At 66.9% G+C, this 22,869-nt stretch carries 21 protein-coding genes; 8 read left to right on the top strand and 13 right to left on the bottom strand.

The annotated features are described in order from the left end of the window. The first annotated feature begins 732 nt into the window (after positions 1 to 732). Together gltB and AWC17_RS14205 are read left to right on the top strand one after the other, a co-directional pair. A complete protein-coding gene (gltB, locus tag AWC17_RS14200; RefSeq protein ID WP_046185241.1) occupies positions 733 to 5,316 on the top strand; it encodes a glutamate synthase large subunit in 4,584 nt (1,527 codons plus the stop codon). Further along, positions 5,309 to 6,775: a glutamate synthase subunit beta gene (locus AWC17_RS14205; RefSeq protein ID WP_046185235.1), complete on the top strand. Its 1,467-nt coding sequence runs from the start codon at positions 5,309 to 5,311 to the stop codon at positions 6,773 to 6,775. The genes gltB and AWC17_RS14205 overlap by 8 nt, the downstream gene beginning before the upstream one ends. Before the next feature lie 366 nt (positions 6,776 to 7,141). On the opposite strand, the gene AWC17_RS14210 is transcribed toward AWC17_RS14205, so the two are convergent. Beyond that, the gene (locus AWC17_RS14210; protein ID WP_046185236.1) at positions 7,142 to 7,993 is read right to left on the bottom strand and encodes an LLM class F420-dependent oxidoreductase; all 852 of its coding nucleotides are present in this window, start codon (positions 7,991 to 7,993) and stop codon (positions 7,142 to 7,144) included. Positions 7,994 to 8,044: 51 nt separating this feature from the next. Between AWC17_RS14210 and AWC17_RS14215 the strand changes: the two genes are divergently transcribed. The 3 genes from AWC17_RS14215 (at position 8,045) to AWC17_RS14225 (ending at position 9,999) form a co-directional block, all read left to right on the top strand. Next, entirely contained in the window at positions 8,045 to 8,476 is a 432-nt protein-coding gene (locus tag AWC17_RS14215; protein ID WP_046185237.1) for a hypothetical protein, read from the top strand. A gap of 75 nt (positions 8,477 to 8,551) precedes the next feature. After that, a complete protein-coding gene (locus AWC17_RS14220) occupies positions 8,552 to 9,559 on the top strand; it encodes a PHP domain-containing protein (protein WP_046185238.1) in 1,008 nt (335 codons plus the stop codon). Between the two features lie 83 nt (positions 9,560 to 9,642). Further along, on the top strand, positions 9,643 to 9,999 hold the full coding sequence (locus AWC17_RS14225; RefSeq protein WP_046185239.1) for a nuclear transport factor 2 family protein: 357 nt from the start codon (positions 9,643 to 9,645) through the stop codon (positions 9,997 to 9,999). A gap of 24 nt (positions 10,000 to 10,023) precedes the next feature. Here AWC17_RS14225 and dinB read toward each other — a convergent pair whose 3' ends face one another. Continuing rightward, positions 10,024 to 11,229, bottom strand: a complete 1,206-nt coding sequence (gene dinB, locus AWC17_RS14230) for a DNA polymerase IV (protein ID WP_047324076.1) — start codon at positions 11,227 to 11,229, stop codon at positions 10,024 to 10,026. Positions 11,230 to 11,252: 23 nt separating this feature from the next. Beyond that, positions 11,253 to 11,879 carry a TetR/AcrR family transcriptional regulator gene (locus tag AWC17_RS14235; RefSeq protein WP_046186767.1) on the bottom strand — a complete coding sequence of 209 codons (627 nt, stop codon included), beginning with the start codon at positions 11,877 to 11,879 and terminating at the stop codon, positions 11,253 to 11,255. Positions 11,880 to 11,955: 76 nt separating this feature from the next. On the opposite strand from AWC17_RS14235, the gene AWC17_RS14240 reads away from it, so the two are divergent. Then, on the top strand, positions 11,956 to 13,425 hold the full coding sequence (locus tag AWC17_RS14240; protein ID WP_046186768.1) for a flavin-containing monooxygenase: 1,470 nt from the start codon (positions 11,956 to 11,958) through the stop codon (positions 13,423 to 13,425). Here the strand turns inward: AWC17_RS14240 and rraA are convergent. From rraA to AWC17_RS32725, 9 genes are all read right to left on the bottom strand, one after another. Continuing rightward, positions 13,422 to 13,901, bottom strand: coding sequence for a ribonuclease E activity regulator RraA (gene rraA, locus AWC17_RS14245; RefSeq protein ID WP_046186769.1), 480 nt, complete (start codon positions 13,899 to 13,901; stop codon positions 13,422 to 13,424). The two genes, AWC17_RS14240 and rraA, sit on opposite strands and share 4 nt — an antisense overlap. A gap of 23 nt (positions 13,902 to 13,924) precedes the next feature. Next, on the bottom strand, positions 13,925 to 14,365 hold the full coding sequence (locus tag AWC17_RS33845) for an Rv3852 family protein (protein ID WP_046186770.1): 441 nt from the start codon (positions 14,363 to 14,365) through the stop codon (positions 13,925 to 13,927). 97 nt (positions 14,366 to 14,462) lie between these two features. Beyond that, positions 14,463 to 14,963: a copper resistance CopC family protein gene (locus AWC17_RS14255; protein ID WP_047324120.1), complete on the bottom strand. Its 501-nt coding sequence runs from the start codon at positions 14,961 to 14,963 to the stop codon at positions 14,463 to 14,465. After that, positions 14,960 to 15,619, bottom strand: coding sequence for a YcnI family copper-binding membrane protein (locus AWC17_RS14260; protein WP_141224630.1), 660 nt, complete (start codon positions 15,617 to 15,619; stop codon positions 14,960 to 14,962). Before AWC17_RS14260 ends, AWC17_RS14255 begins: the two co-directional genes overlap by 4 nt. A gap of 43 nt (positions 15,620 to 15,662) precedes the next feature. Continuing rightward, on the bottom strand, positions 15,663 to 16,319 hold the full coding sequence (locus AWC17_RS14265) for a DUF6474 family protein (RefSeq protein WP_047324119.1): 657 nt from the start codon (positions 16,317 to 16,319) through the stop codon (positions 15,663 to 15,665). Positions 16,320 to 16,454: 135 nt separating this feature from the next. Then, complete coding sequence (locus AWC17_RS14270) at positions 16,455 to 16,853, bottom strand: helix-turn-helix domain-containing protein (RefSeq protein WP_046186041.1); 399 nt, start codon at positions 16,851 to 16,853, stop codon at positions 16,455 to 16,457. 833 nt (positions 16,854 to 17,686) lie between these two features. Then, positions 17,687 to 18,220, bottom strand: a complete 534-nt coding sequence (locus AWC17_RS14275; RefSeq protein ID WP_046186040.1) for a hypothetical protein — start codon at positions 18,218 to 18,220, stop codon at positions 17,687 to 17,689. 195 nt (positions 18,221 to 18,415) lie between these two features. Further along, entirely contained in the window at positions 18,416 to 19,039 is a 624-nt protein-coding gene (locus AWC17_RS14280; protein ID WP_046186039.1) for a superoxide dismutase, read from the bottom strand. Positions 19,040 to 19,203: 164 nt separating this feature from the next. Next, positions 19,204 to 19,359: a hypothetical protein gene (locus tag AWC17_RS32725; protein ID WP_167385587.1), complete on the bottom strand. Its 156-nt coding sequence runs from the start codon at positions 19,357 to 19,359 to the stop codon at positions 19,204 to 19,206. Between the two features lie 455 nt (positions 19,360 to 19,814). Between AWC17_RS32725 and AWC17_RS14285 the strand changes: the two genes are divergently transcribed. Together AWC17_RS14285 and AWC17_RS14290 are read left to right on the top strand one after the other, a co-directional pair. Further along, positions 19,815 to 20,861, top strand: a complete 1,047-nt coding sequence (locus AWC17_RS14285) for a DUF4328 domain-containing protein (protein ID WP_082147677.1) — start codon at positions 19,815 to 19,817, stop codon at positions 20,859 to 20,861. Beyond that, positions 20,858 to 21,667 (top strand): glycerophosphodiester phosphodiesterase, encoded by an 810-nt coding sequence (locus AWC17_RS14290; protein ID WP_046186038.1) that lies wholly within the window; start codon positions 20,858 to 20,860, stop codon positions 21,665 to 21,667. The genes AWC17_RS14285 and AWC17_RS14290 overlap by 4 nt, the downstream gene beginning before the upstream one ends. Here AWC17_RS14290 and AWC17_RS14295 read toward each other — a convergent pair. After that, entirely contained in the window at positions 21,664 to 22,869 is a 1,206-nt protein-coding gene (locus tag AWC17_RS14295; RefSeq protein ID WP_047324118.1) for an LCP family protein, read from the bottom strand. The genes AWC17_RS14290 and AWC17_RS14295 overlap by 4 nt on opposite strands.

Genomic DNA, 22,869 nt, shown 5'->3' on the forward strand with positions numbered 1-22,869 from the left:
GGCGGCACGCTCCTGGGCGGGGGGCCGGGCGGGCGCGCCGCCGGCATGCTCGACGGGGGCTGCAAACGGTCCCGCAGGAATTCGTCGCGCTCGTTCATGGGCTCCTCGGGTGCCAGGCGATCGGTCCGCGCTTAGGTGGTTCATCCAGGGCTAGTGATAAGCGCCACGGCCCAACACGGACGCCGGACGCGGACCAGTACCGGTCCAGTATCTACTCCGCGCCGCGCATCGCTACCGTGCAAACTTAGCAGCGCTTACTGCAGTATGGCCGGACCGGCTTCGGCCACCCGCTGAGCACGATCATGCGAGCTAATGCCAAGGGGGTTGGCACGCCCTCAGGCGGCGTCAGCAAACTTACCTGAGCGCGGATCCGGCGCCCTGGACCCCCAGGAGCGGCGCGGCTGTGACGAACGTTGCAGCCCTAAAACAGCACGTCGGCCGGGTTGCCGCCCGTCGGCCGGCGCGAAATTTACGGTGCTGCCAGCTGGCGGTTAGACTTGACGAAGTTGGCATGTCAGGCGGGTATTGTCATATCGTTTTACGACTTGTCGAGACCGGTCTCCAGGCCACCGTTCAGCGCTGCACGGACGCATCCCTAACAGGATCATCTCCGCCTGGGGGACAGCCTATCGAGACAAGACCGAGGGGCCTCAGCCCGCAACCTCCGGGTGCGACTCCATCGGAGCAGCTGTTAACGGCAGCTCAAACGTTCAGGTGAAGGGTCAGGTGCATATGACGCCCAAGCGCGTCGGGTTATACAACCCCGCGTTCGAGCACGACTCGTGCGGGGTAGCCATGGTCGTCGATATGCACGGCCGGCGTAGCCGCGACATCGTGGATAAGGCCATCACCGCGCTGCTCAACCTCGAACACCGCGGTGCGCAGGGCGCCGAGCCGCGCAGTGGTGACGGCGCCGGCATCCTGATTCAGGTCCCGGATGACTTCCTGCGTGCCGTCGTCGACTTTGAGCTGCCCCCCGCGGGCAGTTACGCCACCGGTATCGCCTTCTTGCCGCAGTCGTCTAAGGACGCCGCGGCCGCTTGCGACGCGGTCGAGAAAATCGCGGAAGCCGAGGGCCTGACGGTGCTGGGCTGGCGCAACGTGCCCATCGACGATTCCTCACTGGGAGCGCTTTCCCGCGACGCGATGCCCACGTTCCGGCAGGTATTCCTGGCCGGCGCATCGGACATGACGCTGGAGCGCCGCTGCTATCTGGTCCGTAAGCGTGCCGAGCACGAACTCGGCACCAAGGGCCCGGGGCAGGACGGCCCTGGCCGCGAAACCGTCTATTTCCCAAGCCTTTCCGGTCAGACAATGGTCTACAAGGGCATGCTGACCACGCCGCAGCTCAAGGCGTTTTACCTTGACCTGCAAGACGATCGGATGACCAGTGCACTGGGCATCGTGCATTCGCGGTTCTCCACCAACACCTTCCCGTCGTGGCCGCTGGCCCATCCGTTCCGTCGGGTGGCCCACAACGGCGAGATCAACACCGTCACCGGCAACGAGAACTGGATGCGGGCCCGCGAGGCGTTGATCAAGACCGAGGTCTTCGGCGCCGAAGGCGACGTCGAGAAGTTGTTCCCGATCTGTACCCCGGGTGCCTCGGACACCGCGCGTTTCGACGAGGCGCTCGAGCTGTTGCACCTGGGGGGCCGCACCCTGGCCCACGCGGTGCTGATGATGATTCCCGAGGCCTGGGAGCGCAACGAGTCGATGGACCCGGCGCGGCGCGCCTTCTACCGGTACCACGCCTCGTTGATGGAGCCGTGGGACGGCCCCGCGTCGATCACGTTCACCGACGGCACCATCGTGGGCGCCGTGCTTGACCGAAACGGCTTGCGCCCGTCCCGGATCTGGGTCACCGACGACGGCTTGGTGGTGATGGCTTCCGAGGCCGGCGTCCTGGACCTGGACCCGGCCAAGGTGGTGCGCCGGATGCGGCTGCAGCCGGGCCGGATGTTCTTGGTGGACACCACACTAGGACGCATCGTCGCCGACGAGGAGATCAAGGCCGAGCTCGCGGCCGAGCACCCGTACCAGGAATGGCTCGACCGGAACCTGGTTCCCCTCGACGATCTTCCGCAGGGCGACTACGTGCGGATGCCCCATGAGCGACTCGTCAAGCGCCAGTTGATATTCGGCTACACATATGAAGAGCTCAACCTGCTGGTGTCGCCGATGGTGCGCACCGGTGCCGAGCCGATCGGCTCGATGGGCACCGACACCCCGGTCGCGGTGCTCTCGCAGCGGCCGCGGATGCTTTACGACTACTTCCAGCAGCTCTTCGCTCAGGTGACGAACCCGCCGCTGGACGCCATCCGCGAAGAGGTGGTGACCAGCCTGCAGGGCACCACCGGCGGCGAGCGCGACCTGCTCACGCCGAACGAGAACTCCTGTCACCAGATCGCGTTGCAGCAACCGATTCTGCGCAACCGCGAGCTGGCCAAGCTGATCAACCTCAACCCCGACGACGAGGTCAACGGGCGCCCGCATGGCATGCGGTCCAAGGTGATTCGCTGCCTGTACCCGGTCGCCGAGGGCGGCGCCGGGTTGGCCGCGGCACTCGAGGACGTACGCGCACAGGCGTCGGCCGCGATCGAGGACGGCGCGCGCGTCATCATCCTGTCCGACCGTGAGTCCGACGAGCAGATGGCCCCCATTCCGTCACTCCTCGCCGTTGCCGGGGTGCACCACCACCTGGTGCGCGACCGGACGCGCACCCACGTGGGTCTGGTCGTCGAGAGCGGTGATGCCCGCGAGGTGCACCACATGGCGATGCTGGTCGGTTGCGGGGCGGCGGCGATCAACCCCTACCTGGCGTTCGAGTCGATCGAGGACATGCTCGACCGCGGCGCGATCGACGGGATCGACCGCGAGAAGGCGCTGAACAACTATGTGAAGGCCGCCGGCAAGGGCGTGCTCAAAGTGATGTCCAAGATGGGCATCTCGACGCTGGCCTCCTACACCGGCGCGCAGCTGTTCCAGGCGGTCGGTATCTCCGAGGACGTGCTCGACGAGTACTTCACCGGGCTGAGCTGCCCGATCGGCGGGATCACCCTGGAGGACATCGCCGCCGACGTCACCGCCCGCCACCGGCTGGCCTACCTGGACCGCCGGGACGAGCGCGCGCACCGCGAGCTCGAGGTGGGCGGCGAATACCAGTGGCGCCGGGAAGGTGAGTACCACCTGTTCAACCCGGAGACCGTCTTCAAGCTGCAGCACTCGACCCGCACCGGCCAATACAAGATCTTCAAGGACTACACCCGCTTGGTCGACGACCAGAGCGAGCGGATGGCCTCACTGCGCGGCCTGCTCAAGTTCCGCGGCGGTGTGCGTCCTCCGGTTCCGCTGGAAGAGGTCGAGCCCGCCAGCGAGATCGTCAAGCGCTTCTCCACCGGGGCGATGAGCTACGGCTCGATCTCGGCCGAAGCGCACGAGACGCTCGCCATCGCGATGAACCGTCTGGGCGGGCGTTCCAACAGCGGTGAAGGCGGCGAGGACGTCAAGCGTTTCGACCGCGATCCCAATGGGGACTGGCGCCGCAGCGCGATCAAGCAGGTCGCGTCCGCGCGTTTCGGCGTGACGTCGCACTACCTGACGAACTGCACCGACATCCAGATCAAGATGGCCCAGGGCGCCAAACCCGGTGAGGGCGGCCAGCTTCCGGGGCACAAGGTGTACCCGTGGGTTGCCGAGGTCCGGCATTCCACTCCCGGGGTCGGCCTGATCTCGCCGCCGCCGCACCACGACATCTACTCCATCGAGGATCTCGCTCAGCTGATCCACGACCTGAAGAACGCCAACCCGGCCGCGCGCGTGCACGTCAAGCTGGTCTCCGAGAACGGAGTGGGCACGGTTGCGGCCGGTGTTTCAAAAGCCCACGCCGATGTGGTGTTGATCTCGGGCCACGACGGTGGCACCGGCGCGACCCCGCTGACGTCGATGAAACACGCCGGCGCGCCGTGGGAGTTGGGTCTGGCCGAGACACAACAGACCCTGCTGCTCAACGGGTTACGTGACCGGATCGTGGTCCAGGTGGACGGCCAGCTCAAGACGGGCCGCGATGTGATGATCGCCGCGCTGCTCGGCGCCGAGGAATTCGGCTTCGCCACCGCGCCGCTGGTGGTGGCCGGCTGCATCATGATGAGGGTGTGCCACCTGGACACCTGCCCGGTGGGCGTGGCCACCCAGAATCCGCTGCTCCGGGAGCGGTTCGCCGGTAAGCCCGAGTTCATCGAGAACTTCTTCATGTTCATCGCCGAAGAGGTCCGGGAGTACATGGCGCAGTTGGGCTTCCGTACCCTCAACGAGGCCGTCGGCCAGGTGGGGGCACTGGACACGACGCTGGCCCGCGCGCATTGGAAGGCGCACAAGCTGGATCTGGCGCCGGTGCTGCACGAGCCCGAGTCGGCGTTCATGAACCAGGACCTGTACTGCAGCTCGCGGCAGGACCACGGCCTGGACAAGGCGCTCGACCAGCAGTTGATCGTGATGAGCCGCGAGGCGCTCGATTCCGGCAAGCCGGTGCGTTTCTCTACCACGATCAGCAACGTCAACCGCACGGTCGGCACCATGCTGGGCCACGAGGTGACGAAAGCCTATGGTGGCCAGGGGCTTCCGGATGGGACGATCGATATCACCTTCGACGGGTCCGCGGGCAACAGCTTTGGCGCCTTCGTACCGAAGGGGATCACATTGCGGGTATACGGGGACGCCAACGACTACGTCGGCAAGGGCTTGTCCGGTGGCCGGATTGTGGTGCGGCCGTCGGACAACGCCCCGCAGGACTATGTGGCCGAGGACAACATCATCGGCGGCAACGTGATCCTGTTCGGCGCGACCAGCGGGGAGGCGTTCCTGCGTGGAGTGGTCGGCGAACGGTTCGCGGTCCGCAACTCCGGTGCCCACGCCGTGGTCGAGGGCGTGGGTGACCATGGATGCGAATACATGACGGGTGGTCGGGTTGTGATCCTGGGCCGGACCGGCCGCAACTTCGCCGCAGGAATGTCAGGTGGTGTGGCTTACGTGTACGACCCGGACGAGGAATTGCCGGACAATCTCAACATCGAGATGGTCGACGTGGAGACCCTGGACTCCGACGACGCCGACTTCCTGCACGGCATCATCCAGGCGCACGTGGACGCCACCGATTCGGCGGTCGGTCAGCGGATTCTGGCCGACTGGCGCGGGCAACAACGCCACTTCGTCAAGGTGATGCCGCGCGACTACAAGAAGGTGCTGCAAGCGATCGCCGAAGCCGAGCGCGATGGCACCGATGTGGACAAGGCGATCATGGCGGCCGCGCATGGCTGATCCGAGCGGCTTCCTGAAGTACACGCACCGGGAACTGCCGAAGCGCCGGCCTGTCCCGCTGCGGTTGAAGGACTGGCACGAGGTCTATGAGGACTTCGACGAAGGTACCTTGCGCGAGCAGGCGACCCGTTGCATGGATTGCGGTATCCCGTTCTGCCACAACGGGTGTCCGTTGGGCAACCTGATCCCGGAATGGAACGACCTGGTGCGCACGGGCCGTTGGCGCGACGCGATCGAGCGGCTGCACGCCACCAACAACTTCCCGGACTTCACCGGCCGGCTGTGTCCGGCGCCGTGCGAACCGGCGTGTGTGCTTGGCATCAACCAGGATCCGGTGACGATCAAGCAGATCGAACTGGAGATCATCGACCGAGCCTTCGAGGAAGGCTTTGTGGTGCCGCTGCCCCCGGACAAGCTGACCGGAAAAAAGGTCGCGGTGGTGGGGTCGGGCCCGGCCGGTTTGGCCGCGGCTCAGCAACTGACCCGGGCCGGCCACACGGTCACCGTTTTCGAGCGGGCGGATCGCATCGGTGGGTTGCTGCGCTACGGCATCCCGGAATTCAAGATGGAAAAGCGTGTCCTCGACCGGCGCCTGGACCAGATGCGGGCCGAGGGAACCGAATTCCGCGCGAGTGTCAACGTGGGGGTCGACATCACCGCTGAACAGTTGCGCGCCGACTTCGATGCGGTGGTGCTGGCCGGTGGCGCCACCGCCGGGCGGGACCTGCCCATCCCCGGCCGGGACCTGGACGGGATCCACCAGGCGATGGAGTACCTGCCGTGGGGTAACCGGGTGCAGGAGGGCGACGACGTCCTGGGCCCCGACGGCGAGCCCCCGATCACCGCCAAAGGCAAGAAGGTCGTCATCATCGGCGGCGGTGACACCGGGGCGGACTGCCTGGGCACCGCGCACCGCCAGGGCGCGACCGTCGTGCACCAATTCGAGATCATGCCGCGCCCACCGGACTCGCGCGCCGAATCGACCCCGTGGCCGACCTACCCGCTGATGTACCGGGTGTCGTCGGCGCACGAGGAGGGCGGCGAGCGGGTGTTCTCGGTGAACACCGAGCGGTTCATCGGCGAACATGGCCGCGTGACGGCGCTCAAAGCGCACGAGGTCACCATGCAGGACGGCAAGTTCGTCAAGGTCGAGGGCTCCGACTTCGAGCTCGAGGTCGATTTGGTGTTACTGGCCATGGGATTCGTCGGCCCGGAGAAGGAGGGCCTGCTCACCGACCTCGAAGTCAAACTCACCGACCGCGGCAACGTGGCTCGCGGTGGCGACTTCGACACGTCGGTCCCCGGTGTATTCGTCGCCGGGGACATGGGTCGCGGCCAGTCGTTGATCGTCTGGGCGATAGCTGAAGGCAGGGCCGCGGCCGCGGCCGCGGACAGGTACCTGATGGGTGCGACCGCGCTGCCGGCGCCGGTCAAGCCTACGGCGGCTCCCCTTCAGTAGTCACACAAGCCACACCAGAAACAGAAGCACCAACCGTCGGCGAGTCTGCAGGCGTTTGCCAGACGGCAGGTGTCTAATAGCCCGTTGTGGGCTCCGTCACACGGGCATCAGATCGGGGCTCCGGCTGAACGGTACGATCGCAGGAGTGATCATTGTGCACATCAATCCAGTACCTCGATCACGGATGGGGCGAATAGCCTGGTCCTGGTTTCGTCACCCGGTAAAGAGCCGCGAGTTTCCCGCTAGGCACGAGCGCCTGGTAACCGCCGACGATTTGCTGATCTTCGGGGCATAACCACCCAGCCCGCGCGCCGTTGGGCGCGGCGGACGGGTTTGCTCAGCGCGACAAACGGGGGAGACCCGGGTTCATCGACCCAGCAACCCCGAATCACGGATGGCCTCGGCCATTGGTTCCAGGACAGCGGGGTCGTGCGGCGGGTTGATGTACACGATGCCCAGGTCGAGGCCTTCCGCCGCCAGGCCAGCCGCATCCTCGATGACCTGCTGGTAGTTGCGCTCCTCGTCCAGGCGCAGGTGGGCCGACAGGATGATCTCCTTCGGGTCCCGGCCGATCTTCTCGCACTCCGCGACCAGCACGTCGCGCTTGCGCGCGAACAGGTCCGGCGGACCCCCGGCGAAGTTCCAGTGCTGCGCGTAGCGCGCGGTGATCGGCAGCGTTCGTTTCTCCCCGCTGCCACCGATGCAGATCGGTGGATGGGGGCGCTGCACGCCCTTGGGCTCGTTGCGGGCGCCTTTGAGCTGGTAGTACTTGCCGTCGAAGTCGGTGGTCTCCTGGCTGAGCAGGCTGGTGAGCACCTCGCAGGCCTCCTCGAACCGATCGAAGCGTTCCCGGATGCTGCCCAGCTCGATGCCATAGGCGCCCGATTCCTCCTCGTTCCACCCGGCGCCGATCCCCAGGTCGAGTCGTCCGTTCGAGATGATGTCGAGCGCGGCGGCCATGTTGGCCAGCAGGGCGGGGTGGCGGTAGTGGATGCCGGTGACCAGGGTGCCCAGCCGCAGCCGCTTGGTCGCCTGCGCCAACGCGGTCAGCGTCGTCCAACCTTCCAGACAGGGCCCGCTGCTGTCGGAAAAGATCGGGTAGAAGTGGTCGAAGGTCCACCCGGACTCGTACACGTCGATACCGTCCGCCGTCTGCCAGACGGCCAGCATGTCCGCCCAGGTGGTGTTTTGGGGAGAAGTCTTGAAGGCGAATCGCATGCAACCGACGTTAGTTGATCTTTATGAAGCGCAACTAAACTCAATCCCGCGATGAGCTACTCCCTCGGACTCGACACCAAGGTCACCCTGCTGGCGGCGGGGCTGATCTTCTTGCTCGCGCTGGTCCTCGGGGTCTGGAAGTACCGGCAGATCATGGCCGCCGACGACCACCGCGCTCATCCCTACGTCGACATCGCGCACCGGGCGGCGTTGCTCTACTCGTTTGCGACGCTGCTGCTGGCTGTCTTTGTTGAGCTCAGCGCGTGGCCGACGTGGGTCAATTTGACCGCGGCCGGCGTGGTCGTCTTCTTCTTCGTCGGCGCCATCCTCAGCTACATCGAACACGGGGCGCGGCGCGACACCGTCAACCAGTTCGAGAATCCCGTCCGCGGCACAGCGGTGATGATGGCGTTGCTCATCGCCGGCGAGATCGGGGGCTTCAGCGTGCTGCTCGCCGGTTTCGTCGTCGGCCAACTGATGTGATCGCGGAGGTTTGGCGGTGACCTGCGGCGCCCGGCTCCGCCGCGCTTGCAGTCACCGCGTGGGCACACTGGAGACATGGACCCGGTAACCGCCTTGCGGCAGATCGCTTACTACAAGGACCGGAGCCGCCAGGATCCCAGGCGCGTGATGGCGTACCGCAACGCCGCCGACATCGTCGAGGGGCTCGACGACGCGGCGCGGGAGCGGCACGGCCAGGCCAACAGCTGGCAGTCACTGCCCGGCATCGGGCCCAAGACCGCGAAGGTCATCGACCAGGCCTGGTCCGGTCGCGAACCCGACCTCTTAGTTGAATTGCGTTCCGCCGCAGAGGATCTCGGTGGTGGCGACATCCGTGCGGCGTTGCGCGGGGATTTGCACCTGCATTCGAACTGGTCGGACGGGTCGGCGCCGATCGACGAGATGATGGCAACCGCGTCCGCGCTGGGGCACGAGTACTGCGCGCTGACCGACCACTCGCCGCGGCTGACGATCGCCAACGGGCTGTCGGCTGAGCGGTTGCGCGCCCAGCTCGACGTCATCGACAAGCTGCGTGACCAGTTCGCGCCGATGCGCATTCTCACCGGGATCGAGGTCGACATCCTCGAGGACGGCAGCCTCGACCAGGAGCCCGAGCTGCTCGAGCGGCTCGACGTCGTCGTGGCCAGCGTGCATTCGAAGCTGTCGATGGATGCGGCGGCGATGACGCGGCGCATGGTGCGCGCCGTCGGCAATCCGCACGCCGACGTGCTGGGCCACTGCACCGGGCGGCTGGTCTCCGGCAACCGGGGCATCCGGCCCCAATCCAAGTTCGACGCCGAAGCGGTCTTCACCGCCTGCCACGATCACGGCACCGCGGTGGAGATCAACTCGCGGCCGGAACGCCGAGACCCGCCGACCGGGCTGCTCAAGCTGGCGCTGGAAATCGGTTGCGTCTTCAGCATCAACACCGACGCGCATGCGCCCGGCCAGCTGGACTTCCTCGGCTACGGCGCGCAGCGCGCCGTGGACGTGGGCCTGCCCGTCGACCGGATCGTCAACACCTGGTCGGCCGACAAGCTGCTGGAGTGGACGGGCTCGAACTGAGACGCACAAGGCGAGATGCAGCCCGAACCGTTCGCATCGAAAAGCATTGGGCTACCAACCTCGCCCTTACTACAGTGCGCGCAATGGACCTCGATGCGATCGCCTTCAGTCAGCAGTGGGTACAGGCCTGGAACTCGCACGACGCGGAAGCTGTACTTCGGCACTTCCACGACGACGTGGTTTTCACCTCGCCGGTAGCCGCCAGGCTGCTGCCGGAAACGATGGGCGTGATTCTTGGCAAGCCGGCATTGCGTGACTACTGGACCCGGGCGTTGCAGAGCTTTCCCGACTTGCAGTTCGTCGTCGAAGGCGTTTACCAAGGGATCGACACCATCGTCATCACATACCGCAACCAAAACGATGCTTTGGTCAACGAGGTTCTGAGGTTCAGCGACAACCTGGTAGTCGAAGGCCATGGAACATATGTCGTTCCCGCATAAGTGAAGAAATGTTCGCCGCGCGAACTAGTCGGGTAGATGCGGCATCTCGAAGCCCGCGTCCCGGCCGACGAGCACCGCGGGCGTGAGCGCGGATTTGCCGTAACGATCACGCACCCGGTCGATCGCCGCGTCGATCGCGAGCCGGTTCTCGTCATCGCCGAAGGGCAGCGTCAGCTGCTGTGCGCCGCTGCGGTCGATTCCCGACACCGCGAAGCCGACCAGCGTCAGCCCGCGCTGCGCGATCACGGGTGCGGCCGACGCGACCAGCTGCCGCGCGGCGGTCAGGATCGGTTGCGTCGAGGACGTCGCGCAGGGCAGCGTCCGCGACCGCGTCGCGCGCCCGAAGTCGTCGAACCGCAGGCGCAGCACCACCGTGCGGCCGGTGCGCCCGGCGGCGCGCATGCGGCCGGTGATCCGGTCGACCAGGTTGACCACCACCGCGTCGATCTCGGCGGGGGACATGGTGTTGCCGGCGCGGCCGAGCGCCCGTTGCGCTCCCACGGACCGGCGGCGCACACCGGTGGTCACCCGGCGGCGGTCGATGTTGCGGGACAGCGCGAACAGCTGGCGGCCCATGGCGCCGCCCAGCAGCGAGGACAGTGTCGACTCGCTCAGCTCGGCGACGTCGGCGACGGTCACGAGTCCGTGGGCGTGGAGTTTGTCGGCGGTTTTGGCGCCCACTCCCCACAGCCGCCGCACCGGCAACGGGTGGAGGAAGGCCAGCTCCCGGTCGGGCGGCACCAGCAGTAGCCCGTCCGGCTTGGCCTCCTGGCTGGCGACCTTGGCGAGGAACTTCGTCCGGGCGATGCCGACGGTGATGGGCAGGCCGACCCGGTCACGCACGTCGCCGCGCAACCGGCCGGCGATCTGAACCGGCGTCCCGGAGACCCGGCGCAGCCCGCCGACATCGAGAAACGCCTCGTCCACCGAGAGCGGCTCCACGATCGGGGTGCAGTCGCGAAAGACCTCGAACACTGCGTCACTGGCACGGCTGTAGGCGCTCATCCGGGGCGGCACCACCACGGCATGCGGGCACAGCCGTCGCGCCTGCGCGCCGCCCATCGCGGTCCGCACGCCGTAGGCCTTGGCCTCGTAGCTGGCCGCGAGCACGACCCCACGCCCGACGATCACCGGGCGGCCGCGCAGCGTCGGGTCGTCGCGCTGTTCGACGGACGCGTAGAACGAATCCAGGTCCGCGTGCAGGATGGACGCATCGCACCGCACGAACATATGTTCGCACGGATCGGTGACGACTAGCTGGACTGGCCGTAGATGCTGGTCACCCAGATGTGGGTGAGCGTGTCGAGCAGTTGCCCGTTGGGCACCGACGGTCGCTCGTCGGCGAAAGAGGTGAGCATCACCTTTTCGTTGAGCAGGTTCAGTGCCGCGGACAGGTCGTGAGCCGGCAGCGTCACCGGCGCCGCACCGCGGGCGCGTTCGGTCTCGATCACCGCGGTGATGTGCTCCACCCACTTCTGCATGAACCGCGACCACAGGTCGCGCAGGTCCTTATTGGTGCGCGCGGCGTCGGCGGCCAGAGACACCGCGCGATGCGCCCCGAATGTCTCGACGAACACGTTGATGCCGATGCGCCACAGGGTTTTCGGGTCGGCAGGCGGATTGGCGATTATCGCCTCCAGCGCGGAGTCGGCCTCGACGATGACGCGCTCGAAGAGAGTGAGCAGCACCGCGTCTTTGGAGGGGAAATAGAAGTAGAACGTCGGCCTGGACAGGCCGGCCCCCTTGGCCAGGTCGTCGACCGAGATGTCGGCGAGTGGACGTTCCCGTAGCAACCGCTCGGCGGTGGACAGGATGGCCAGCTCACGCTCGTCGCCCGAAGGACGCGTCGAACGCCGACGGGTGGAACTGGCGGTTGTCACGCCGATTACTCTACATGGTGTTGAAAGATTCGACACTATGTTGACTAGCTCAACGCCGCGTTGATACCGTGGCCCGATGACTGAGCACCTTGACGTGATCATCGTGGGCGCCGGCATCTCGGGTATCAGCGCGGCGTGGCACCTGCAGGAACGGTGCCCGTCCAAGAGCTACGCGATCCTGGAACGCCGCGCCGACCTGGGCGGCACCTGGGACCTGTTCAAATACCCGGGCATCCGGTCGGACTCGGACATGTTCACCCTCGGGTTCCGGTTCAAGCCCTGGCGCTCGGCCAAGTCGATCGCCGACGGCGCCGACATCAAGGCCTACATCAACGAGGCCGCGGTCGAGAACAAGATCGACCGGCACATCCGCTACCGCCAGCGCGTCCTGGCCGCCGATTGGTCCGATGCCGACAATCGCTGGACCCTGACCGTCGAGTCTGACGGCCAGCAGCGGGAGCTCACCTGCTCCTTCCTGTTCGCGTGCACCGGCTACTACAACTACGACGAGGGATATTCGCCCACCTTCCCCGGCGCCGACGACTTCGGCGGTCAGATCGTCCATCCGCAGCACTGGCCGGAGGACCTTGACTACCAGGGCAAGAAGATCATCGTCATCGGTTCCGGCGCCACCGCGATCACCCTGATCCCGGCCCTGGTGAACTCGGGCTCCGGCCACGTCACGATGCTGCAGCGCTCGCCGACCTACATCGGCTCGCTGCCCGGGGTCGACCCGTTCGCCGAACGCGCCAACCGGCTGCTGCCGGACCGCTTGGCGCACATCGCGAATCGTTGGAAAGCCATCGCGTTCAGCACCTTCCAGTATCAGCTGTCGCGGAAGCGGCCGGCCTACATGCGCAAGACGTTGATGACGATGGCCAAGCGACGCCTGCCGCAGGGGTACGACGTCGAGAAGCACTTCGGGCCCCGGTACAACGTGTGGGACCAGCGGCTGTGCCTGGCGCCCGACGGCGATTTCTTCCGCACCATCCGGCACGGCAAGGCGGACGTCGTCACCGACACCATCGACCGGTTCACCAAGACGGGAATCAAGCTCACCTCGGGTGAGGAGCTGCAGGCCGACATCATCATCACCGCAACGGGATTGAACATGCAGTTGCTGGGTGGGGTGCGACCCACCCGGAACGGCGAGCCAATCGAGTTGACGTCGTTGATGACCTATAAGGGCCTGATGTTCTCCGGGGTCCCGAATTTCGCGATCACCTTCGGCTATACCAATGCGTCGTGGACCCTGAAGGCCGACCTGGTCTCCGAGTTCGTCTGCCGGTTGCTGAACTACATGGACGACAACGGTTTTGACTTCGTGGAGCCGCAGCATCCCGGCGATGACGTCGACGAGCTGCCGTTCATGGACTTCAGTCCCGGCTATTTCCAGCGGGCGATGGACATGCTGCCCAAGTCTGGGTCTCGCGCGCCGTGGCGGCTCAAGCAGAATTACTTATTCGACATGCGCACGATCCGGCGCGGCAAGGTAGCCGACGAGGGCCTGCGATTCGCGAAAAAGCGTGCGCCGGTTGCTGTTTAAGGCTTGACGACGACGATGCCGTCGTCGTCGCTGTAGGCGATTTCGCCCGGTACGAACGTTACCCCGCCGAGCGTGACCTCGATGTCGCGCTCGCCGGCGCCGGTCTTGGTGCTCTTGCGAGGGTTGGTGCCCAGCGCCTTGATGCCGAGGTCGAGACCGCGCAGTGCGGCGGCGTCGCGCACCGCCCCGTTGACGACGAGCCCGGCCCAGCCGTTCGAGTGGGCCAGCTCCGCGATGACGTCTCCGACCAGTGCCGAGTGCAGGGAGCCGCCGCCGTCGATGACCAGTACCCCGCCCGCACCTGGCTGGGAGAGCACCGATTTCAGCAGCGCGTTGTCTTCAAAGCAGCGCACCGTGCTGATGGGCCCGGCGAATTGGGGACGGCCGCCGAACTGGCGGAATTGGACGTCGCAACTGCGTACATCGGGTCCGATGTCGTCGACCAGGTCGGCGGTTGGCTGGAATGACACGGTCACGTCTGACACCGTAGCGGCCGCGGTCAGCGGCGCCGCAGCTGCCGGATCAGCAGGATCGCCAGGAGACTGACGACCAGGGCGACGATCAACGGCAGCGGGGACTGGCTCGAGGCCGCCGCCGGAACGTCGGGAGAAACCGGATTATTGGCGGCGTCCACCGTGGATTTCGCTTGTGCGGCCGCGTCTTTGGCGGCGGCAGCGAGGTCACCGTTGCTTTCGATTCGCTGCTGCACCTCAAGGGGTGGCTCGACGGCCTTTGCCGGCGGCGGGGCGGCTTTGGCGGGCGCCTTCTTCGCCGGTGCTTTCTTGGCGGGTGCCTTTTTGGCGGGTGCCTTTTTAGCCGGTGCTTTCTTGGCGGGCGCTTTCGCGGTCTTCTTGACCGCCTTGGCCGGAGGCTTCTTTTCTGGCGGCGGGGTCGGCGCGCCGTCGGGTTCGCTGTTGGGTTGATCCTGCGGGTCTGCCATGCGGCCGCTCCTTGAGCAATATTTCAGTAGTTATCTAGCCCACGCGGGTTCTTCGAACCCATCATGCCAGCACGAGTGCGGGCGCCTCGGCCGCCGGTCACGGTCTGCGCCGCGCCGCCCACAGGGCGCCCCCGGCAACGAGCACCGCCGCCACCACGACGAACGGCCAGACCGGGACGTCCCCGCCGGCGGGGGCCCCGGCGGCCGGTGGGCCCGGGGTACCGGTGCCCGGCACGGTCAGCCGAAATGACCAGGATCCGGAGACCACGTGACCATCCGCGGACGTCACCCGGTAGTTCACGGTGTAGGTCCCGGCCGGTCCCAGCGGTCGCAGGTCGATGCCGACGACCGCGCCCCGCACCGTCGGATCCCTAGTGGACCACACGTTGCCGTCGGGCCCGACGACGGTCATGGCGGCGAACGTGGTCTGCAGCTGTTCGTTGAAGGTGGCGCTCACCCGTGCGGGACCGGTCGCCAGAACCGCGTTGTCCGCCGGATCGGTGGCTACCCGCGCGGCGTGCGCCGACGCCACTTGCGCGGTCATTGTTGCGATCACCAACAGGACACCGACGCATGCGGCAATCGCCAACCGCCTCATGCCCGTCGGCGGATCAGCGCGAGGCCGATTCCCAGCGCGGCCACGACCAGCGCCGCGCCGCCCAACACCCGGGCGGTGTTGTCCGAAGATTTCGGCTGCGCCGGCGCCGTCGCCTGGTCGGCCGGTGCGGCGGACGGCGGATGGTGGCCATGGGACGCCAACGGTCCCGCGGCAAGTGTCAGCGTGGGCACCGGGTATTCCGGCTCACCGCCGCCGGGCTGCGGCGGCTGGTCCCACTTCACGACCGTGCCGTCGGAATAGGTCTGCGTCGCCGGGAAGCTGGCGGTCTCGGCGTCGGGCAGCTTCACCGATATCCGGAACAGCGCGAATTGATCCACCCCGATGCCGGCGCCCGGCGCGGCCGTCCACGTCACCGAGTGCACGCCGCCCGATGCCGCGTCACGGTCGAGCCTGGCCGTCCATCCCGGCATGCTTTCGGTGCGCGCCGAGGCCACGTCGGGCAGGCCGACACTCAGCGCGGTGGTTAGCGCGCCCGTGTTCGATTCGTTGGGGACCTGAAAGGTGACGATTGCCATCGCGCCGCGCACCGCCGTGTCGCTGCTGGCGTGGACGTGCGCCCACGCCGCCGGGAGGTATGCCGCCGAGCCGAGATAGAGGGCGCCGGCAGCGGCCACCGCGATCGGGAAGCGGGACATCCGCCGCGTGCGGATCGACAAGCCGGGCCGCCGCATTCGTTGGTCAGCTCAACCCGAGCCGGGCCATCAGGTCCGCCTCGATGCCGTCGAGCTGCGACGAGATCGCGGCGTGGGCCGCCCGGCGTCGGGCGGCCGGCATGTTCTCGGCGGCGGTGACAGCCGCCGACAGATCGGTGAGCCGCTCGGTGATGGCCGACACGAACTGCTTGGTCTCGGCATCCTTGGGCTTCTTGTCCCGCACAATCCGCAGGGACTTCTCCGCCCCGGCGATCCGGGCGGACAGCTGCGCGCCGTGGCCGGAAAACTGTCCGATCTGGGCCAACGGGATCCCGAGCTGGTCGGCGCGACGCTGATCGATCAGCGCGCGCGCCGAGACGGCGGCCCGGTAGATGAGCGGCGTGAGGATTGGCGCGAGCAGTCGGGACACCGTCAGCGCCCGGCGAATTCTCGTCGGCGAGAAGATCTTGCCCTCCCGCGCCGCTTTGAGTTCGGCCTCGGCGACTTTCAACGCGTTCCGGTCGCTGTCCCGTTGGGCTTTGATCTGCGCCCTGAGGGCTTTGGCCTCCACCCGGCGGGCGGCCTGGTAACGGCGATTCTCGTTTTTGGCGGCGAGCTTGGCCTCCAGCTTCGCGCGGGCCTTGATCGCACGGGCTTCGGCGCGACGCGTCGCGCGACTCTTTCGCTTGCGGAACAGGCCCATTCCCGGCCGCCTCCCCGGTCTCTCGTGGACTATCGCTTTCGTGCGTGCGCGATCCGTGAGCCAACCCTAATCGGAAAGGGCGGACGGGAGCCCTCCAGGTCGGGGCCGAGCGGCCGTTGTGGGTTCCGGTGTCCCCTACGCGTCCAGGTGCTCCGCGCGGCGCAGCTCGTTGACCCGCTGCATGACCTCGTGCTGGGCCTCGGGGGACAACTCGGAGGCGCGCAGCGCAAGGCGGCGCACACTGTCGTCGCGCATCGTGGCGAGGATCGACAGCTCCTTGTCGAGCTTCTCGTAGTACTCGTCGTCGGTGAAGTAGGCCGGCTTGATGCGGAAGAAGTTGGCCAATGCGGCCATGGTCGCCACCGAAGGGTTCGTGCGGTTCCCCGAACGCAACTGCGACAGGTAGGGAGCCGACATCGTGATGCCCTCCGCCTTGAGCGCCGCGATCACTTCCGCGGAGGTGTGCGGCCCGCGTCCCGGGGGACACACCGTGTCGAACAGGCGGTTCAGGCGAGCAGCGAACGTCGTGCTCATTGGATATGACCTCCACTGGGCTGTAGAAGTGAACTATTACCTAGGTGTATTTGCTGATCATGGTAGCGAGGGTTTGTGTCCCTAACTAGGTGCAAACCCCCACGGATTCGGACCAGGCGTAGCTGGGGCTTGCCGATGCCGCACTTGACGAGCGTCTAACTGATTCGCTGAGGTGTCCACTAAATCGGCGAAACTCACAGGTTATCCGCAGAATTCGGCATCGGGGCCAAGGTGGCGGGCCGACGGCGCCGGACTCGGCAAAGTATAGGATGGGAACGTGCTGGGCGGTCGCACCGCAACCGGGCAGCAATTTATGCTTGCTTAACGCCTTATTTGCTGTCGGATCCGCGCTGCGCCCGGAAAACGCCACGCCCGGACCTGTCCAAAATGCGAAATGGGGTTCGTCAGTCGTCCAGGCGGCCCCGTCCTCCCGCCAGTCCCACAGCGTCAATGCCGGGAGGGCGAGCGCCGAGGCGAAGACCATCGGGCCCGCCGACAGCGTGGCGCCCGGGAACTGGCCGAGGGTCACGGTGAGTGTCACCCCGGTCGGCACCATCCGCCATCGGTAGTGCCGGGCGGACCTCAATCGGGACCTGTCGCCGTCCTCGGCAAGAAACACCATCCCGAGGCTGACCCTTTCGACACGTGGTCGACCACCGTCCGGTTATCGAACCGCGGGTCGAAGGTCTCGCCCACCGGTCCGCTGGGACCGGTTCGCCGGCTACTCCCCTTCGCTGACGGCCTTGAGGCTAATGGCTGCATCCGTAGGTGCACCAGAAGGGCGGTCGAGTTCGGGGAGCCGTACTTTTCGATTCGAGCGATGCTGTAATTGCTTATGCCGCAAGCAGCATCGCCAGAATTGCGGTATCAGGATGGCTGATGGGGTCGACGCCGACGCGGCTCACCATGGAGGTGATCGTGCCGTCGGCTTCCGCTTCCACCCAGGCGGCCCGATGCTCGAGTCCCAGGTATGGCAATCCGGGCAGCAGGACGCATCCCGACGCCGCCCCGTTGCATTCCGGCAACGAAGGCGTGGTCTCCGAGGGCGGATGCAGCATCAGCAGCGCGGGGGGTTGATGATCGGCGAAATAGCCTGGCTGGATTGCCGATTCACCGAAGACCGTGCCCTCGGCGAGCACCAGGCCGACGGTGCCCGGCTCGGGTTCCTCGGGCAACTCCTCGCGGGCGCCAAACACCGTTGTGGTGGACAGCAATCCGGGCAACGACGCGACCCTGACCGCGACCATGAGCAATTGGGCCCACTCTTTGGTCGAATCAGGCCAACGCCCGGAGATCACGAACCCTTTCAGGGCACCACGAGCATGGAAAGGGGAAACCCCTATCGGGCGGTCAGACCCAGTTTCCATTTCGACCTCCGCGCGACGCCTCCATCCGAATAACCACACTGGTAGCTCGAATAAGTAAGCATGCCTGCGGTTTCGGTGCCGTGCAACCCGACACGGCTAGTGGCGCACATGTTCTCGGAATGCCCGATTCACGGCCGGGCAAACGACAAGGGCGCCGCGCAAGCTCGCGCGACGCCCCCGCCGATCGAGGTGCACTCAGCCGAAGATCAGCCCGCTGGTTTTCGACGTGGCGGCCGCGTACCGCTTCTGCACGTCGGGCCAGTTGACGACGTTCCAGAACGCCTTGACGTAGTCCGCCTTGACGTTCTTGTACTGCAGGTAGAACGCGTGCTCCCACATGTCGACCTGCAGCAGGGGAATGATGCCGAGCGGGACGTTGGCCTGCTGGTCGTAGAGCTGGAAGGTGAGCAGTCTGCCGCCGAGCGTGTCGTAACCCAGCACTGCCCAGCCCGACCCCTGAAGGCCATTGGCTGCCGCGCTGAACTGGGCGCGGAATTTGTCGAAGGATCCGAAGGCGTCATCGATCGCGGCGCCCAGCTCGCCGGTCGGCTTGTCGCCGCCGTCCGGCGACAGGTTCTTCCACCAGATCGAGTGGTTGACGTGGCCCCCGAGGTGGAACGCCAGGTTCTTCTCGTTGAGGAAGATCGCGGCGTGGTCGTCATTGGCGCGTGCCTCTTCGAGTTTGGCGACCGCGTCGTTCACGCCTTTGACATACGTGGCGTGGTGCTTACTGTGGTGGATCTCGTTGATCTGACCCGAGATGTGCGGTTCCAACGCTGCGTAGTCCCAGTCCAAATCGGGCAGGGTGTATTCAGCCACGGCGTTCCTTTCTTCGGTTGTCTTTTTCTTACGCTCATGCGCGAGCCTGCCACGCGGCGGCCAGCCGTAGACAACCCTGCTCCATGACTGCGCGGACCGCAAGAATGACCGCTACGGGCTCCGAAGCCGGATACCCGCTCGGCGTCGGTTCAAGACAAAACGATTCAAGACAAAACGATGAGGGCGAGCACCGCGAGCAACGCCAGTGCGATCAGCCCGGCGCGCAGTGCGGCGACGCTGTAGCTGTGATTCCACGCGGGCGAGCCGGAGTACGACTTCGAGGGGGCCGGTGAACCCGGACCGAACGAATGCGTGGCCATCAATCGCCTTTCACCCGCCCCTCACCTCGCGGTAGTGAGGTGAGTCACAAACAATTTTCGCGAAGGCGATCATAACGCTTCGCGGCGAGCTTGGAAAATAATGCGCTGAGCTGCGGGTTGACGACACCCGCGGGAGGGGCGTGCCGAAAGCCCAGACCTGCGTCAGCCGCCGTGTGGCGCAGGCTGCCCTGCGGATGCTTAGCAAGGCAATCCATTTCGCTCAACCACCGTTCTGGGCTGTCAATGGATGGCTCGACTCCGCGGTGTTATCCACATGTGCAACCGCGGCTAGCCGGTAGGGCTGTAGTAACGCTTCCCTTACCCAATAACCACGTGTGGATAAACCTGTGGAAACTGTGGATAGTCGTGGTAGCTGAGGAGATAGCCGACCGGCTCGACTCCGGCCATTGCTGAGCGTCCCGCGGCCCGCATCGTCGCACGGTTAGGCTAGTCCGGTGATCCAGGTGTGCTCCCAATGCGGCACTCGGTGGAACGTGCGCGAGCGGCGACGCGAGTGGTGTCCCCGTTGCAGCGGGGCCCTGATGGCGCCCCTGGCGGATGCCCCGGCGCCCGACCCGCGGTGGAGCGCACACAACCCGGTGGCGCCGAGCCGGCCGTCCAGGGCTCCGGGCTGGCAGCGCACCCCGCCGCGGCTACCGCCGGGCTTTCGCTGGATAGCGGTGCGTCCCGGCGCCGCGCCGCCCACTCGGCGTGGACGGCGCCCACTCGGCCCCACCCCGCGCTATGCGGTGATGCCCCGCTGGGGGTTGGCCGACCGCATCGAGCAAACGCCCGCGGCAGCTGAGAAACCCACGCACGCAGGCCCATCGGCACCGATGATTCGCACCACCCTGTTCGTGAGCGTGCTCGTCCTCGGCATCGCCGCCCTGGTCTACGTCGTGCGATACGTGCTGCTGGTCATCAACCGGAACACCTTGTTGAACTCTTGGGTCGCCGGCGCGGCGGACTGGCTCGGCATCCTGGCCAGCGTGGCCGCGATCGCGGCGGTGCTCACCTCTGGGGTGATGCTGATCCGTTGGCTCATTGCGCGGCGCGCCGCCGTGTTCGCGCATCACGGCCTGCCAGAGCCGCGGTCCACCCGAGCGTTGTGGGCCGGGTGTGCTGTGCCGCTGGCCAATCTGCTGTGGGCGCCGGTCTACGTCATAGAGCTGGCGATCCTGGAAGAGCACTACGCCCGGATACGCAGACCCATCGTCCAGTGGTGGATCGCCTGGGTCGCCAGCTACCTGGTGTCGGTCTTCGCCATGGTCACCAGCTTCGCCACCGACGCCCAGGGCATCGCCAACAACACGCTCACGATGGTTTTTGCGTACCTGCTCGCGGCGCTCGCTGTGGCCGCCGCCGCACAAGTCTTCGAGGGGTTCGAGCGGAAACCGGTCGAACGGCCCGCGCACCGCTGGGTTGTGGTCTCCGGCGATCCGGCGCCAACAACAGGCCCGGTTGAGCTGGAGGGGCGGGAAGCGGCAGCATTAGGCGTATGACGTCGGCCGAGGAGGTGCTCGCCGGGCATCCCTTTGTGGTAGCCCACCGCGGAGCGTCGGCCGCGCGGCCCGAACACACCCTGGCCGCCTACGATCTTGCCCTCAAACAGGGCGCCGACGGCGTGGAATGCGACGTGCGCCTGACCCGCGACGGCCACCTGGTGTGCGTGCACGACCGCCGGCTCGACCGGACGTCGACCGGGGCAGGCTTGGTCAGCACCATGACCCTCGCCGAGCTGCGCGAGCTCGAGTACGGAGCGTGGCACGACAGCTGGCGTGAAGACGGCACGCACGGTGACACCAGTTTGTTGACGCTGGACGCGCTGGTTTCTCTCGTGCTGGACTGGCACCGGCCTGTGAAACTCTTCATCGAGACCAAGCACCCGGTCCGGTACGGCTCGTTGGTGGAGACCAAGCTTCTCGCGCTGTTGCACCGGTTCGGCATCGCCGCGCCCGCCTCCGCCGACCGGTCCCGCGCGGTGGTGATGTCGTTTTCGGCGGCCGCGGTCTGGCGGATCCGTCGAGCCGCTCCGCTCCTGCCGACGGTGCTCCTCGGCAAAACCGCGCGCTACCTGACCAGCGGCGCGGCCACCGCTGTCGGCGCCACCGCCGTCGGGCCATCGCTGCCGACGTTGAAGGAATATCCCCAACTCGCGGATCGCGCGATCGCCCAGGGCCGGGCCGTGTACTGCTGGAACGTCGACGAGTACGAAGACCTCGACTTCTGCCGCGACGTCGGGGTGGCCTGGCTTGCCACCCACCACCCGGGCCGCACGAAGGCGTATCTGCAGAACGGCCGCGGTTAGTCCGGCGGAGCGGTGGGCACGGGCGCATCGGAGGCCAGTGCCTCGAACAACCGGCTGGCCTCGTCGTGGTTCCACACCACCACCGACCCGGCGTCGCCGCTGGTGAACTGCCCGATCGGGACGGTCATGGTGTTGGGGGAGCCGTGCAATCCCCAGCCGAGGCGGGCCAGATCCCAAACGTGGTCGCCGCGGTCAACGGTCAGGGCGTCGGCGACCGCGCGCGGCACCGAGTACCAGCGCCAGGGATTGAGCCACACCGCCGGGCTGGCGGCGGCGTGCAGCAGCGCCGCCACGAACTGCCGCTGATTGACCATCCGGTCCAGATCCGCCCGGGGGGTATCCCGCGTCCTAACGTACCCCAGGGCGTTGCGGCCGTTGAGTTTCTGGCAGCCGGCCGGCAGGTCGATCCCGGCCAAGGGGTCGGCCAGCGGCGTCGTCGGGCACACCGTCACCCCGCCGAGCGCGTCCACCACGTCGGCGAATCCGCCGAATCCGATCTCGGCGTAATGGTCGAGGCGCAGCCCGGTGGCCTGCTCCACCGTCTGGGCCAGCAGGGCCGCCCCGCCCATCGAAAATGCGGCGTTGATCTTGTCCTTGCCGTGGCCGGGGATCGGGACGTAGGAGTCACGCGGTATCGACACCATCGTCACCCGCCCGCCGGACCACAGCTCGGGCAGGTGTACCAGCAGGATGGTGTCGGTCCGGCTGCTGCCGATGTCGCCGCCGGTGGCCAGGTCCTCCTGCTGTTCGGGGCTGAGCCCTTGGCGGCTGTCGGAGCCGACGAGCAACCAGTTGGTCCCGCGGCCGTGCCCGGGGCGTCCCGGGTAGTCGGTCAGAATCTCGTCGCGGTGCAATCTGCTGTCGAACCAGACGGCCCCGCAGACGGCGCCGATGCCGGCCAGCAGGAAGGCGATCACCATGGCCGAAACCATCGCGCGGAACCAGCGGCGCCAGCCGCGTCTGCGGCGCGCGCCCGGTGCGGTGGGCCGCGGCGGGGGGTCGTTCGCTTGACGGGGGGGTGGCGTCGGCGGGACCCGGCGCGGCGGCTCGCCGACGCGAGGCGGTGCAGGCGGTGGCGGCGGTGGCGTCCGCCGCAGCGGCGTGGTCTGTTCGGCCGGTGTCGGTGGGCGAGCCCCGCGGCGAATCACCTGGGACGGCTCGGTGCGCGGCTCGGGCCGGTGCGGTGGTCGATCGCCGTTCAC

The sequence above is a fragment of the Mycobacterium nebraskense genome, assembly GCF_002102255.1.
Classification (GTDB): Bacteria; Actinomycetota; Actinomycetes; order Mycobacteriales; family Mycobacteriaceae; genus Mycobacterium; species Mycobacterium nebraskense.